The sequence below is a fragment of the Longimicrobiales bacterium genome, from assembly GCA_029245345.1.
Taxonomy (GTDB): Bacteria; Gemmatimonadota; Gemmatimonadetes; order Longimicrobiales; family Gaopeijiaceae; genus CALFPJ01.
On record JAQWPM010000012.1, the window covers coordinates 405,802 to 420,286 of the forward strand.

General features: G+C 61.8%; 12 protein-coding genes. 4 read left to right on the forward strand and 8 right to left on the reverse strand.

What is annotated here, in order from left to right:
* Positions 1-605: 605 nt before the first annotated feature.
* Together P8L30_04880 and P8L30_04885 are read right to left on the reverse strand one after the other, a co-directional pair.
* On the reverse strand, positions 606-2,192 hold the full coding sequence (locus P8L30_04880) for an amidohydrolase family protein (GenBank protein MDG2239513.1): 1,587 nt from the start codon (positions 2,190-2,192) through the stop codon (positions 606-608).
* A gap of 38 nt (positions 2,193-2,230) precedes the next feature.
* On the reverse strand, positions 2,231-2,674 hold the full coding sequence (locus tag P8L30_04885; GenBank protein MDG2239514.1) for an acetate--CoA ligase family protein: 444 nt from the start codon (positions 2,672-2,674) through the stop codon (positions 2,231-2,233).
* 197 nt (positions 2,675-2,871) lie between these two features.
* On the opposite strand from P8L30_04885, the gene P8L30_04890 reads away from it, so the two are divergent.
* Together P8L30_04890 and P8L30_04895 are read left to right on the forward strand one after the other, a co-directional pair.
* On the forward strand, positions 2,872-5,640 hold the full coding sequence (locus tag P8L30_04890) for a pitrilysin family protein (protein MDG2239515.1): 2,769 nt from the start codon (positions 2,872-2,874) through the stop codon (positions 5,638-5,640).
* Positions 5,637-7,433, forward strand: a complete 1,797-nt coding sequence (locus P8L30_04895; protein MDG2239516.1) for a hypothetical protein — start codon at positions 5,637-5,639, stop codon at positions 7,431-7,433. Before P8L30_04890 ends, P8L30_04895 begins: the two co-directional genes overlap by 4 nt.
* Before the next feature lie 57 nt (positions 7,434-7,490).
* On the opposite strand, the gene P8L30_04900 is transcribed toward P8L30_04895, so the two are convergent.
* Positions 7,491-7,682 carry a hypothetical protein gene (locus P8L30_04900; GenBank protein MDG2239517.1) on the reverse strand — a complete coding sequence of 64 codons (192 nt, stop codon included), beginning with the start codon at positions 7,680-7,682 and terminating at the stop codon, positions 7,491-7,493.
* A gap of 123 nt (positions 7,683-7,805) precedes the next feature.
* On the opposite strand from P8L30_04900, the gene P8L30_04905 reads away from it, so the two are divergent.
* Complete coding sequence (locus P8L30_04905; GenBank protein MDG2239518.1) at positions 7,806-8,876, forward strand: hypothetical protein; 1,071 nt, start codon at positions 7,806-7,808, stop codon at positions 8,874-8,876.
* Here P8L30_04905 and apaG read toward each other — a convergent pair.
* The 3 genes from apaG to P8L30_04920 form a co-directional block, all read right to left on the reverse strand.
* Positions 8,873-9,301, reverse strand: coding sequence for a Co2+/Mg2+ efflux protein ApaG (apaG, locus tag P8L30_04910; protein MDG2239519.1), 429 nt, complete (start codon positions 9,299-9,301; stop codon positions 8,873-8,875). The genes P8L30_04905 and apaG overlap by 4 nt on opposite strands.
* A 201-nt stretch (positions 9,302-9,502) precedes the next feature.
* Positions 9,503-9,820, reverse strand: a complete 318-nt coding sequence (locus P8L30_04915; GenBank protein ID MDG2239520.1) for a prepilin-type N-terminal cleavage/methylation domain-containing protein — start codon at positions 9,818-9,820, stop codon at positions 9,503-9,505.
* Positions 9,820-10,146: a hypothetical protein gene (locus P8L30_04920; GenBank protein MDG2239521.1), complete on the reverse strand. Its 327-nt coding sequence runs from the start codon at positions 10,144-10,146 to the stop codon at positions 9,820-9,822. The genes P8L30_04915 and P8L30_04920 overlap by 1 nt, the downstream gene beginning before the upstream one ends.
* Before the next feature lie 152 nt (positions 10,147-10,298).
* Here P8L30_04920 and P8L30_04925 point away from each other — a divergent pair, with 152 nt between their 5' ends.
* The gene (locus P8L30_04925) at positions 10,299-10,982 is read left to right on the forward strand and encodes a metal-dependent transcriptional regulator (GenBank protein ID MDG2239522.1); all 684 of its coding nucleotides are present in this window, start codon (positions 10,299-10,301) and stop codon (positions 10,980-10,982) included.
* A 119-nt stretch (positions 10,983-11,101) separates the two neighbouring features.
* On the opposite strand, the gene P8L30_04930 is transcribed toward P8L30_04925, so the two are convergent.
* Together P8L30_04930 and P8L30_04935 are read right to left on the reverse strand one after the other, a co-directional pair.
* On the reverse strand, positions 11,102-12,067 hold the full coding sequence (locus P8L30_04930; protein MDG2239523.1) for a hypothetical protein: 966 nt from the start codon (positions 12,065-12,067) through the stop codon (positions 11,102-11,104).
* Positions 12,067-14,430: a carboxypeptidase regulatory-like domain-containing protein gene (locus P8L30_04935; protein ID MDG2239524.1), complete on the reverse strand. Its 2,364-nt coding sequence runs from the start codon at positions 14,428-14,430 to the stop codon at positions 12,067-12,069. The genes P8L30_04930 and P8L30_04935 overlap by 1 nt, the downstream gene beginning before the upstream one ends.
* Between the last annotated feature and the right edge of the window lie 55 nt (positions 14,431-14,485).

Genomic DNA, 14,485 nt, shown 5'->3' on the forward strand with positions numbered 1-14,485 from the left:
ATAGCGTGCGCAGCGCGCGTATCCTTTACTAGTCCTTCTTCTCAGGCCCTTCTCACACGTCATGCTTTCAACCACCCTGGCGACTCTTCTCGTCGCTACTTGGGCCGCCATTCTGGTGTCCTGGCTAAAGCGATTCCCGACGGCGCAGTTCTGCCCGAAATGCACCAACCGCACCGAAGGGATTGTGGCACCGTTGTGGCTCCGTCCGATGACTCGTTGGCTGACACTTCGCTGGTGCGCCGACTGCGAATGGCAGGGCGTGGGTCGCACCGGTCCCGAATACGTCCCGGGGCGCCAGATCGCACATGACTCGGGGTTCCACTGGGGTGCCGATGAGACTGGGGAGAACATGGGCTTCGATTGGAAACAAACCGAAGAGCTCCCGCCCCTCCCGACACCACCATCACACCCATCTGGATTCCGGTTCTCCGACGACGAACCAGGCGCGGACAGCCCAAAGCGCGGCCGGTCGGGCTTCGCTGGGCGGGGGGGTCCCAGGACGCCCAGCAAGCCTGCCCCACAAAGCTCTCAGTGGGGTGACTCGGACGTGCAAGACGACAAGAACAAGCCCTCGGGGTTCCGCTGGGGCAACTAGCCGAAGGTCTCTAGGAGATTCCTCGACTCCTCTTCTGCAGGACTCGACCCGGTCGGGCTCCGGTAAACGTGCCGTCCTTGATCGCGGCCTCACCGTTCACCAGCACATGGACCATGCCTTCAGAGTAGTGGTGCGGGTCCGTGAACTCCGCCACATCACGGACCTTGTCTAGATCGAACACGGCAACGTCGGCGATCATCCCGGGGCGAATCATGCCTCGGTCCTGCATTCCGAATACTTGAGCAGGCATGGATGTCATGCTTCGCACGGCCTGGGACAGCGTGACTGTGCCTTTCTCCTTCACGTACAGTCGGATCTTCCGAGCGAACGCCCCGTACGTACGCGGGTGTGGGACGCCCTCACCCATTGGCACCAAGTCCCCATCGGATGAGGTCATGGTCCACGGCTGCGCCATGAGCGTTTCGACATCAGCGTCGCTCATGTTGTAGGACACGATGCTGACGCTCCCAGCTCGGATGAGATCAATCGCGGTATCGATCGGGTCCTGGCCTCGTTCCTCCGCAAGGTCACTCAGCAGTCGACCTTCGATCGACTCGTCGACCCGGTAGCGCCGGAACTGGATACGATCTGCTCCGCCGCGGCGCGCGAGTCCTTCGACCATGCCCTCTCGGATCCGGGCCATCGTCTCGGGGTCCGCCATCCGTACCAGGAGTGAGTCGCGTCCACCCGACTGAGACCAGCGGGGCAACAGAGCCGGCTCAAGCCCGGTAGCCGACGCCGTGTACGGATACTGGTCGGCGAAGACCTGCACACCCTCTGCCCGGGCGCGCTCCACACGCTGAACGATCGCTTCGCCGTAACCCCACACAAACGGTCCGAGGGCCTTCACGTGGGTGAGCACTGCGGGGATGCCCGCTACCCTCCCAACGTTGATGACTTCGTCCACCGCGGCAATAAGGCCCACGCTGTATGTCGACTCATCCCTATAGTGGCTCGTGTATGATCCACCGAAGGGAGCAACTTCCTTCGCCAACTCCTCGATTTCTTCCGGAGGAGCGTAATTCCCGGGAACGTAGAACGTCCCAGAGGACAGGCCCCATGCGCCCTCCTCCATTCCATCGCGGACGATGGCCTTCATGCGCTCGAGTTCCATTGGCGTTGCATGCCGGTCAGCAGACCCCATGACCTCCCCCCGGACCGAGCCATGGCCCACCAGCTGAGCGACATTCACCCCGAGGCCGTCCTCAAGAAGCTCCGATCTCTGGCCGGCAAGGTCCGACGAGCCACCCCCGTCCGGATTGGCGAAGATCGTAGTGAGGCCCATGGCCAAGAGGGGCTCTCCATGACTCAGGCCAGGAGACGCGAGCCCCGGGCCAGCATGGGAGTGCGTGTCGATAAATCCCGGCGTCACATAAAGACCGGCGGCGTCGATGACCTCATCAGCCTGCACATCTCCAAGCTTCCCCACGGCCTCAATGCGGTCCCCGCGAATCAGTACATCTGCATAAACCCACGGATTTCCACTGCCGTCTAGGACACGGCCATTTCGAATGAGAATCGTCCGATCCTGCGCAGCGACGTTGGTCGCGACCAGAAGAATCAGAGATACGAGTAGGGTCAATGCGCGTGTAGTCATGTCGATTCTTATTTCAGGATTAGCTGTTCATCGTCAGTCTACGAAGGATCCGGCGGGCTGACGAACAGGCGAGCGTCGACGGCCAGCGCTCCCTCGGCGTATACGAAGAGAGGATTTACTTCGACCTCCACGACACTCGGGTGTGCGATGAGGCAATTACTCACTGCTGCTGCTGCCACCACAGCCGCAAAATCCCCTTTCGGCCGCCCTCGGGCTCCGTCCAACAAGGGGAAGATCCGGAGATCAGTCAGCATCTCAGAGATATCTCCCTCGGTGATCGGGAGAACCCGATGCGTGACGTCCTTCACGATCTTCTCGGCGTCAGCGGTCCGAATCTCAGCCTCGATGCGGCGGTACATCGGCAGACTCACGGCATTGAGGCGTTCGGGGCGGTTCAACGTGAGTACAAGAACCGAGCCTTCTCTACTCGAGAGAAGAGGCTCTTCTGCGACACCAGCGGTGTCGGGTCGATCTTCGGACATTGTTCACGAAAAAGAGAGACAGGACAAGGCCTTCGGTGCGTCGCGAAGCCTCCCTGGTGAATGGTGTCGCACACGTATACTGAGAAAAGCCATCCGACGATAGATGTGCATCCGACTGAACAGAGTGCGCCCTCTGCGGGTAGACTAAAAACTGCCCCACTCAGGGCAGAGGACCCCGCCTGAGGAGCATGACCAGAATGACTTTCCGACTTCCCCGTCCTTTGCAGGGTGCGCTGGTCGCGACAGCCGTCGCCGCGGTCCCCACCCCGATCGTTGCTCAGCAGAGCGCGGCAAGTCTCGAACCCGTCACCTCTGTTGAAGGCATCACCGAATACCGGCTCGACAACGGCCTGCGTGTGCTGCTTTTCCCTGACGCCAGCAAGCCGCAGGTCACGGTCAACGTCACGTACTTCGTTGGCTCACGACACGAGGGGTACGGTGAGACGGGGATGGCGCACCTCCTTGAGCATTTGCTCTTCAAGGGCACGCCGAACCACCCGGACATCCCTCAGGAGTTCAATGAACGAGGGGCGCAGCCGAACGGGACCACGATCTTTGACCGAACGAACTACTACGAGATATTCCCCGCTTCCGATGACAATCTGGAATGGGCGATTGACCTCGAGTCAGAGCGGATGGTCAGCTCACGCGTCGAGCGCGAGGACCTCGATTCCGAGATGACGGTGGTGCGCAACGAGATGGAGTCTGGCGAGAACAACCCTCTTGGCATCCTCGTTGAAAGGACGCTCTCAACCGCGTATCTCTGGCACAACTACGGGAAGTCGACGATCGGAGCTCGCTCCGATATCGAAGGTGTGCCAATCGAACGGCTTCAGGCGTTTTACCGGAAATTCTACCAGCCCGACAACGCGATGCTGGTCGTGGCGGGCAACTTCGACGCCGAACTGGCACTCAGCCTCGTGGTTGAAAAGTTCGGAGCAATCCCGACTCCAGATCGGACGGGAAGCAATACGCTATACCCCACCTACACTGCGGAACCCATTCAGGACGGGGAGCGTCGGGTCACGCTTCGACGCTCGGGTGAAATCCAGTTCGCGACCAGCTCGTACCACGTCCCGCCGGGGTCACACCCGGACTTCGCAGCGGTCGAGGTGCTCTCGTTCATCTTGGGCGACACCCCGTCGGGGCGCCTCTACAAAGCCATGGTCGAGACCCAGATCGCCACTGCTTCTGGGGCTTCGGCATTCCAGCTTCGCGAGGCAGGTCCGCTTCTCACGTTCGCAGTAGTTCCAACGGAAAACGACCTCGGCGACGCTCTCGGTAAAATGAACGCGACCGTAGAGGGCGTGCTCCAGAGCCCGATCACCGGCGAAGAAGTCGACCGAGCCAAGACGGCACTCATGAACGGAATGCGTCAAGCTTTCAATTCGTCCTCGGGGATCGCGCTCCAACTGTCCGAATGGTCGTCGATGGGTGACTGGCGCCTCTTCTTCCTCCACCGCGACCGCGTCGAGCAAATCACGGCAGACGACGTGAACCGCGTGGCACAGGCATACATCAAGCCTGACAACCGCACCGTCGGTCTGTTCTACCCGACTGAGAATCCGGACCAAGCAGACATTCCCGACATGCCCGACATCGCTGCGATGCTCGACGGGTATACAGGCGGCGAAGCGGTCGCCCAGGGCGAGGGGTTCGACCCCTCACCGGATAACATCGAAGCCCGCACCACTCGCTTCGAGCTCTCAAACGGCATGGAGGTCGCACTTCTGCCGAAAGAGACACGCGGCGACGTGGCGTACGTCCGGATCCGTCTGCACTTCGGGGACGAAGAGTCGCTCATGGGGCGAGGCACAGCAGGTGGCTTCGCCGGATCCATGTTGATGCGAGGAACAGTGAGCCGCACCCGGCAACAGATCCAAGACGACCTGGATCGCCTCCAGACTTCGGGCTCCGTGGGCGGGGGGCCGACCCAAGCGGTGGGTCAGTTCCAGACCGTCCGTGACAACGTGAGCGAGGTCATCGCGATGATGGGTGAACTCGTGCGCGAGCCGGTGTTCCCACAGTCCGAGTTCGACATCATGAAGGACCAGCAGCTCTCCGGGCTGGACCAACAACGGACTGAGCCGCAGCCCCTGGCTTCGATCGAGCTGACGCGGCATATGGAGCAATGGCCCGTCGGACACCCGAACTACACCGAGACAATCGATGAAGCGATCGCCGCGGTTGCGGCGACCACGCTCGACGACGCCAAAGCGTTCTACGAAGACTTCTGGGGGCCCCAGAGTGGCAACGTCGTCGTGGTGGGAGACTTCGATGAAGCAGAAGTTCGCGCCGCGCTCGAAGAGGCGTTTGGAGACTGGAAGAGTCCGCGTCCGTACCAGCGCATCGCGTCTTCTTTCTACGACGCACCAGCCAACAACATCACGATCGAGACACCGGACAAGGCAAACGCATTCTTCATCGCACAACAGAACTTCGAGCTGCGTGACACAGATCCAGACTATCCAGCTTTGATCATGGCGGGGTATATGATTGGTGGTGGCATCTTGAACTCGCGCCTCGCTACCAGGGTCCGTGTCGAAGACGGGCTCAGCTATGGAGTGGGCGGAGGCATCTCTGGTCACCCAATCGACCCCGTAGGGCAATTCTCCGCAGTTGCCATCTACGCCCCAGAAAACGCTGCGGCGCTCGAAGTCGCGTTCGTCGAGGAACTTGAAAAGGTGCTGAGTGAAGGATTCACCGCGGAGGAATTGGCCACGGCTCAGCAGGGCTGGCTCGAAGGGGCTCAGTTATCTCGAGCTCAGGACTCCGGACTGTCCGCGTCGCTCTCATCGGGTCTGTACTTCGACCGCACGACCATGTTCGACGCTGAAATGGAAGAGCGTGTGCGCTCGGTGACACTGGAGGAGGTCAACCAAGCGATACGTGACCGGCTGGACATAGCGAAGATCACCATGGTGAAGGCGGGTGACTTCGCGAAGACGAGGACCCCGATCGGGTGACCCACCGAACGAACCCGAAGCTCGAACTCCCTGAGCTTCCGAATTCGATTCCGAATTTTGGGGCGGTGGTACCGACACTGGCGGCGTCTGGCACCACCGCCGCGTCCCCCTTCCTTATCGAGGGAGAGTTCGGCTTCGCCGATGGGAACCTCCGGGGCGGATTCGACCGTGTCGCGTTGTGCGGAAGAATCGTCGCCGAAGGCGTCACCCTAGAAGCTGCTTCTGCGGTGAATTTTGTAGCCACCCCCGGGTTGATACATCGAGAGGTCACGGGGCCGAACGGGATGTGTATCGAGTCCGCGATTGTGGCACCGACTCTCCCCCTGGTAGCCGTCCAATGGTCCGGCGGCGCCGGTACTGGCTTGAAGCTGCACCTGCCCTCGGGTGGCGGCGGCGAATACAATTCGGATAGCAACGTGGTCGTCGCACGCAATGCTGAGGATCCTGATTTCTGTGTCGCGGTCGGTGTCCACGGTGCGAACGGGGCCTGGGCTGTACGCCCGTCTGATGAAGGGCGAGGCCTGCAGTTGGCACACGACCTGGTACCGAATGGAGTCATTACACTCGTGATCGCCGCTGGCCGGCCCGAACAAGTGCGCTCCGCTTTCAATGCGGTCGCGCACGTCAACGCACACTCCGTTCGAGCCACCTCACCCGCAGACGATGTGCTCTACACGGTTACAGGCCTTCCAGAGATCGACGACGGGGTGGCCTGGGCAGCGACCCGCCTCCGCAATGCACTAGCCGAATGCAGACTGTCCGGACCCGTCGCGGAAGCGGGGCACACGAACGCCCCACATGCGTTCTGGGCGGGCACGGGAGCACTCGCGAGTGGCGACAAGGATTCTGCCCTAAGGGCACTCGCACTTCTCATGGACGCCGAGAACGGTGGAGAGCAGGAGGCGTGGCCAGCTCCGGTACTCGCCGACCTCTTGGCGGCTCGAATCGGGCTTGGTACCGGGGACGCACGGTACGTGCGCAAGCGTGCGGAAGGGCTCCTTCTCCAACCTGGACGGCTGAGCGCCGGTCACCATGACCTCGGGACGCTCACGATTGACAGCATTGCCGATGCACTTCGGTACTCGGAGAGCGCGGAGCAGATCGAATCCGTCCGTGGGCTTTCTTCGCAGATCGCTCCCGTCGGGGGACGACGACGCCTACCCATGGCAGGGGTGACTTCCAGCACAGAGGTCGCCTTTCTCGCTGGAGCCCTGAGGCACGGCGCGTCACCCCCGCCTACTGGAAGCCTCGAATTGGATCGTATGGTGTCGGCTTGGGCTGAATTCCCCAGCTATCCGGACACCGCTTGGACCGCCTGGCGTGGAGCGCTCACTGAAGGGCTCAAGAGTGGCCCCGGAGGCCCCGGAAGCTGGGACGGGGCGGAATCAGCCACGGGCATCGGGGCGCCCGTAGCGGGGGCCCTACTCAGCGCTCTCGTATATGGGCTGCTCGGCTACCTACCTGACGCGCCCTCGGGACGGACCCGCCTCGCACCATCCTTCCCGGCGCACCTGACGTCGTTCGGCGTCTCGGGACTCCGACTCGGTGACGCCCAAATCAGCATGCATTACGAGCGCGAAGGAGCCATCCACCGATTCAAACTCGAACCCAAGGTGGCTCGAGTGCCTCCGGTGGTGCTGCTGGAGCCGTTGCTCCCCGGGGGACGCCTAACCTCCGCCCGGGTGGACGGTGACCTCGCAGAACTGGACTCGACACCCGCGCGCGACGGCATCCGTGCGCGGATTCAGGTCCCGCTCGACGGCGATCGGGAAATCGAGTTCTTCACCGAATAAAAAAGGCCGGAAAGCGAATCGCCCTCCGGCCTTCTCTACATAGGCGCTACTTGCCGATCAGGGCGCCTCGACGTAGCCGTGCTCTATGAGCAGCTCCTTGAGGAGCGGCTCACGATCGGCCAGCGGGGTCTTTGCAATAGCACGGGCAAATTCTACCCGGTGCTCATCGGTAACATTGTCTAGTACAGCAATCGGCGCTCCATAACGCAAAAGGATGCGTTTGGCGTCGACAGCAACAGAATCGTTCACATTCCCACCATTGGACTTTCCGAGGGTAAGATGGGTGCAAGCCGCAAACGATAACCAAACTGCGCACCGGCATACACCGTCTGTTTACGCTACCGACGGTGTGTCGAGTCGCGGTAACCGCCTGTGAAGCACCCAATTCTGCGGTTTCTGGCTGTAGTAGTACTTCCATCGGCGATCGTGATGTGGGGAAGCGAGCGCGCTGCCACTGCGGCTCAGGGTGAGATCCGGCACGAATCTGCTCTCCGAACCGCGCGCCTCGCGATCGGCACGCTGAATCAGTACCCTGAGGCTGACACCGAAGCATCCTCACCGTCCCGGGCAGCGGCAGAAGCCGCGTTGGAGGCAGTCGCTTTGGTCGGCCGCATGACGGGGGCCCGGATCGCGATCTTCGCCGACGGCTCCCTGTTAGGTGCCACGGACTCGGCGCCTGCTCTGGCATCGCTCACTCCGGGGCAGCTTGGGGACGCCGCGGATAGTCCCGTGGGCCACGCGATTGGCGCCGGGGCGCTGTTGGTCATGGGGTCGACCACGCGGGAATCGGCCATACTCTCCGCTTATGCCGAACCCATCCCTTCCGCGCCGCTAGTCCCCCCTGGGCTGAGGATCGTCATGGCGCTCCTCTTGGTTCTTCCGTCCCTAACGTGCTGGTTGTTGATGCTCCGCGCGCGCGGGGGGATGTCGAGGAGGAAACGAGACCGCGCAGCGGTTCTTTTACTCGCAGCAGTTCCAGTCGTCGCGTCCATAGTCCTGGCGATTCAGGTCGGGAGAGACTTCGAGCGAGCCGCGAGCACCCTCCTAGCTCGAGACCTGACCCGGAGCCTCGCAGTGGTTGAGGCGCTCGACGTTTCGGGCTCACCAGAGTCGGTGCACGCCATGAGCGGCTTCCCGACTGTGCTCGTAACGGACGGAGCGGTAGAGGCCTCAACTTTAGACTCACCCGCCCCCGCGGTCGCCGCTCTACCCGACCCTCCTCCATCGTTCACGACATCCGGACTGGTGGAAACGCGGGCTGGGCTCTCCCAATACGTCAGCCGTAGGCTGACCCCAAACAGCTTTGTCACGATCCTCGCTCCGCCACCGAGCGACACTCTGGGACGACTCCGGTCGAGGACGAACTGGCTCATGATTGGCTTGGCGCTGTGGCTCGCCCTGGCTGCCGGCACGTTTCTGCCGAGAAAGTCCGAATCCAGCTAGTTCATCACCGGCGATTCGTCGTCGTCTTCATCTTGGGGCACCTGAAGCACGAAGGGCCCACTGAGCGCGAAGCGCGGGACCTCCACCCGGAACTGGCTGCCGTCCGGCCGTCCGAAGGTGTAGTACCCCTCCATGTAGCCGACGGGCGACCGTAACACACAGTAGCTCCGGTATTCGTGTGAATCCCCGGGATTCAGGTGCGGCTGCTCGCCAACAACGCCCTCGCCATCCACCTCGGTGTCGTCTCCGGCGGCGTCGTGAATCAACCAGTGGCGGAACAAGAGCTGCGCTGCATCGTCGCCCTCGTTCTCCATTTCGATCTCGTACGAGAACACAAACGTCCCGTCTGCCGGATCTGAGTCGGCGAGGGAGAAGCGCGGCTGAACGCACACGCGGATGCCGTCGGTCGATTGCTCGTATCGCATACGTGATTCTATCAGAAGGCGCTCGTGCGCGCAGCAGGCCAAAGGCCACGAGTCCCGAGCGCTAAATCCGATCGATCACGATCGTGTGGGTGTTACCGACTGAGAAGACGATCGAACTACCCAGAAACTCTGCAATCGCGTTGCCAAGATCATCTTCCTCGGCAGTAACCGATTACACCAATCAACACGGTCGTGCTCGGATCACCCGGCACCCCCTGAGGGAGAGTCCGGTTCTCGTCGTCGAGTTGATACCCGTTCCTGTCTAAGGAACATTTCCGGGAGGCATCCGACAAGTCCGGCCGGAACGACCCCCGAAGCGACTTCGGCCGGCCATGTATTCATGGTGGCGCTGTGCTGTAATGCGGCTACTCGAACGACATCCATGTCCGCTGCGACTTCAGTCGCTCGGGCACGGAAGATCATGCTACGCAGATTCGGTATAGCGAGACCTGAGAGAATGCCGACGATCGACGCGGTGACCATGAACTCGATGAGTGTAAACTTCAACTTCCGTGGCATCACCATCTCTCCGTAACTCTTGCCTTGGCTCCATCACCACCCCCCAGGAGTTTGCCGGTGGCCCCCGCGCTGACCCATTCGTTCAGCGGCTGGGCGGAATCGTTGGTGATGACCTCATCACCGACGAGACACTGAGCCTGCAGATAAACGGCCAGGCACATGTCTTCGGCCTGCTCTTCAAGGGGCAGCGACTCTAGCGGGATGACGATGACCCAGGCCGGAGGCGCAATCAGTAGGCACACCGCGGACACACCCAGATTGATGCCAAGAGGCAGCATCCACTTAGGCTGTTTCTTAGGCTTAGGCCCTCTCGCCTTGCGCCTCATCACGGGCCGCGGCCTGTGTGAGCACAGCAGCAACAGCGTCAGCCGCTTCCTGGCCTGACGCTTTCTTCAAGTTTCGAAGCACCGTACAAAAGTCCTTGGGCAAGCTCGTACGCTCTCGACGAAGGCATCGGCTCTGAATTAGTTTCGTCAGCATGATCCCCCGCGCCCTCTCCCGCTCCGTCGAAGACTACCTAAAGGCGATCTACAGCCTCTCCGAGGCTGGCGAAGCTGCGTCGACGAGCGCAATCGCGGAAGCTCTGCTCATTCAGCCGGCTTCCGTCACCGGAATGGTGAAGCGGCTCGCCGAGGAAGGACTCTTGGAGCACGTGCCATACAGAGGCGTCCGCCTCACACGAGGGGGCGAACGAGAAGCCCTCCGGGTCCTCCGCCGCCACCGGATCCTGGAGACGTACCTCTGTGAGCGACTCGCTTTCGCATGGGACGACGTGCATGCCGAAGCCGAACGACTGGAGCACGCGGCCTCCGACGATCTCATCGATCGGATGGCTGCGGCCCTCGGCTCGCCCAGCCACGATCCTCACGGCGCTCCGATCCCAACGCGGGCTGGGGAGATCGAGGCGACCGACCTGGCGACGCTCGCCGACGCGCTGCCCGGTTCACGACTGCGAATTCGAGCGGTGCAGGACGAGGAGGCGGCCGAGTTGCGGTCGATGGCCGATGACGGCCTGGTTCCCGGCGTATCGGTAATTGTGAACGCCGCCCCCTCCAACGCGGGTGAAGTCGGGCTCACTGTCGGAGAAGACGGAGACGCCGTGACTGTCCCGAAGGACCTCGCCCGCAAGATCTTCGTCGTCCCAGACGGGTCGGCCCCGTGACGCGCCGGCCCGTGATCTTGGGGGTCGCAGGAGGGGGCTACAATTCGGTGGCAGTAGACCTTCTGGTCACAAAGGTGCGCGGTCTCGTAAGCGAACGAACCTAGGAGACCACTTCGGAATCAGGGGTTCACGAGGCAAGCCGGGACGGAATAGAGTCCGCCGTGGGAGTCCGGATCGACCACAACCTCGAAGGTACGCGTGACGGCGGCCGCAAAGACGCCTGTGCCGTCGCCGACCATACTGGGAACGCGCACTTGGCCCGACGGGTTGAAGTTCCCCCCGCGGACCCAATTCACGTAGTTGCGGTCCGCTGCGGAAATGGTGACCCGGGCTCGCGTACCGGCCGGAAGTCCCTCCTGCAACAAGTTGGCCAGCGCCTGATCCAGCTCAAACCGGTTGAAGATGCCGAACTCACCAGGGAAGATGATCGTGGTGTCGGAAGCGGACACACTGAGGCCCAACAACACCAGAGGATCCGCATCCACTTCGATTCCGAGCGGAACCAGTGCGGCTTGGATGCCTGAAATCGCAGTCTCGTTTATGTACGCCCAGGCCCCCTGCGACGTAGACCACATGACCTCCATCGTCGTCTCTGGTGGCAACACGCATTGAGCCCCCTCCGCAATACCGATGACACCGAAATCCCCAGGCACTACGGTCGCACTCCGGAGCACCCCGCCTCCCGGAAGAGCGATGGTCAGTTCCAGAGGATCGCCCGGATTGATCTGCGCGGACAACGCCGGCGCGAGCCAATAGCACGACCCAGTCCCCTCCACCGGCAACGTCGCCGCACAGGTTTGGATCGACGCCTCCGCGAACTCGAAGGTCGATCCATCGGCACGGATAAGCGCGATTCGGGCCCCCGGCACCTCGCTGAAGCCAGGCGCCAGGCCACCTACCGTTCTGTGAAGGAACGCGATCACCCGGTTCTGTCCGAAAAGTCCTTGTCCTAACTCGACATACACTTCGGCCACAACCACGTCTTCGACGTCTACTATTGTGCTCTCCTGCAGCTCACAACCGGCAGACAAAACAAGGGCGAGGCAGAGCCCCAAGCATCCGATCCATCCTTTGGGCCGCCTCATCAGAAGTGCACCTCAAAGCCGAACGTGGGAAAGATTGGAAACATCGAAATTCCAGATCTTGTGGGGGGGACTCGGTCGTACTCGAAAAAGTAAAAGAGGACGTTCCGTTGGTTGTAGATGTTCACGAGGTTGAGGTAAGGAGTGAGCGTGCCCCACGACTTCGGGAAGTCTCGGCGGAAGCTCACGTCGAGGCGGTGATAGGTGGGATAACGAGAGGAGTTGCGATCCTCGAGCACGACTGCGTACCCGCCGAACCCGTCCGTCGCGTCACTCGCGCCGGCCCAGTCGAGCCGGCCATCTCTTTGTACGAATTGCGGCGAGTAGTACGCATACGAGCCAACCGCCCGCGTGTACGGCGTACCCGTGCCAACGTTCCAGCGCAGCCCCCCGGTCCACCCCCTAGGAAGCGGATATCGCAGAACGACATCCAAGTCCATGCGACGATCGAAGATGGGGGAGTACGTGATATCCGGCGGCGACGGGAACGGCGACAGGATATCCGCAAATGTTCTTTCGGCCCTGAGTAACGAGAGTGCGACCCAGCCGGTTACGTCCCCAGTCCCCTTACGGACCATGAAGTCCGTGCCGTAGGACAGCCCCTCTCCAGCGAGAATATCGTCCAATTCGTCGTTCGGGTCGTCCGCCGGATTGAATACGACAACCCCGTTGAAAGAGCGCACGTAAGCCTCGACGGACCAGTACCACTCTTCATCGATATATCCTTCGAGGCCAAGCTGGACCTGGTCCGACACGACGTGCGGCGCTCGTTGTCCGGAGGTCACCCAAATGTCCAACCCAAGAGGCAGCTCTTCGTCGCGAAGCGAATGCACGAACTGTGTGTAGCGCCCAGTCGCCAACTTCAGGGCGATGTCCCCGTTGGAGAAGAAACGCTTGATCGCCACACGCGGCGCCAACTCTCGAATGGTCTCGCCCGGGTCCGGCAGGTACGTGTCGAGGCGGAGTCCTGCCTCGACAAGCCACTCCCTCGGACGACTCCAGTTCACCTGTCCGTATGTACCCAGAAGCACGCCAGAACCCTCGCCGCTCCCAAAGACCGTGCCCCCGGTTTCAAAGAGGTTCCGGTACGACGTCTTCTCGAGCGCGGCACCGACTTTGAGGCCGAGCTTCGCGCTGGGGCGAGTGTCGAGATCAACGCGAGCCTGAGCCTGTTGGATGTGACTGGAGAACTGCGTGTCCCCAAAGTCAGGAAAATTCAGACCTGTACCGTATCGACTGAAATTCGCTCGAACGTCCAACGAACCTCCACCGCGCCTGGCCCGGGTCCAGCGTACGCCCGCCGCATCGTTGCCCCAGTCCCAATCGATGCGGAGTGGGAAGTCCTCTGGGTCGAATCGCGTGAGATCCAAAACGTCGGCCCCGGTATACCCGGTCAGCATCACTCGGTCGCCAGCGTGGGTCCATCCTTCCATCACGGTCTGAGCATCAGTGAGGTGATACGGAAATTCGAAGGCCGGCTTCAAGAGCACGTCGAAGTACGATCGGCGCCCTGAGGCACGCCATTTCAGGTTGGCCATTCCGAGCGCATTCGCGACACCATCGGGGAGGCGTCCTCCCACCGCGATCCGCGTGGCGAGGAGAGAAATTCCCGCGTCGATCTTTGTCTCCCCATCTCCCGCGTCACTCTCAATCTGGAGCACCGAAGAGACCCGACCACCGTGCTCCGCTGCGAAACCACCGGACTGGAGTTCGGCCCGATCCAGCATGTCCGCGTTAAAGACAGAAAAGAAGCCACCCAGGTGAAACGGACTGAAGATCGGCACGCCATCGAGCAGAATCAGGTTCTGATCAGCCGATCCTCCCCGAACGTGGTAGGACGCCGAAAAGTCCGACGTGGAGACCACGCCCGGGAGCACCTCTACCGCCCGAATAGGGTCCGCCTCGATCACGCCCGGCAACGACCGGAGGTCCGCGAGATCGATTTCCCGCACCGTCGCCCCGCCGACCTCTTCAAAGCGGACACGCTCCCGGCTCCGCTCGGCCTCTACGGAAATACCCTCCATCGCGATGGCCTGCCGATTCACGCGCAGATCAAGCTCGATCGTCTCGCCCGCGGCGAGTGTCACGGTCTCGTCGAGTTCCGCATAGCCGAGTCCCTGCACTAGGAGCCGGTAGATCCCCGACCGGTCGAATTCGAACCTGAACTGGCCCAGACGGTCCGTGTCTGCAGCAACCAGTGTCGTTCCACCGGACATGATGCGAATCGTGACCCCATAAACCGCAGAGCCCTCCTCGTCTCGCACCCTACCCTGCACGGTGCCGACCTGGGCTTCGAGCACCTGTGCGCTCGTCGCCGCGAGTGCCGCCGCAACAAGAATCGCGGAGATCCACCTATCTATCTGCACTGCGATCCTCACTGATCGAAGATGCTGCCATGGAAGGAACGACGGGCCTCTTCTT

Excerpts from the sequence above, each read along its gene's own strand:
- P8L30_04880 (MDG2239513.1), bottom strand. The coding sequence starts at position 2,192 with ATGACTACACGCGCATTGACCCTACTCGTATCTCTGATTCTTCTGGTC.
- P8L30_04885 (MDG2239514.1), bottom strand. The coding sequence starts at position 2,674 with ATGTCCGAAGATCGACCCGACACCGCTGGTGTCGCAGAAGAGCCTCTT.
- P8L30_04890 (MDG2239515.1), top strand. The coding sequence starts at position 2,872 with ATGACTTTCCGACTTCCCCGTCCTTTGCAGGGTGCGCTGGTCGCGACA.
- apaG (MDG2239519.1), bottom strand. The coding sequence starts at position 9,301 with ATGCGATACGAGCAATCGACCGACGGCATCCGCGTGTGCGTTCAGCCG.
- P8L30_04915 (MDG2239520.1), bottom strand. The coding sequence starts at position 9,820 with ATGCCACGGAAGTTGAAGTTTACACTCATCGAGTTCATGGTCACCGCG.
- P8L30_04920 (MDG2239521.1), bottom strand. The coding sequence starts at position 10,146 with ATGAGGCGCAAGGCGAGAGGGCCTAAGCCTAAGAAACAGCCTAAGTGG.
- P8L30_04925 (MDG2239522.1), top strand. The coding sequence starts at position 10,299 with ATGATCCCCCGCGCCCTCTCCCGCTCCGTCGAAGACTACCTAAAGGCG.
- P8L30_04930 (MDG2239523.1), bottom strand. The coding sequence starts at position 12,067 with ATGAGGCGGCCCAAAGGATGGATCGGATGCTTGGGGCTCTGCCTCGCC.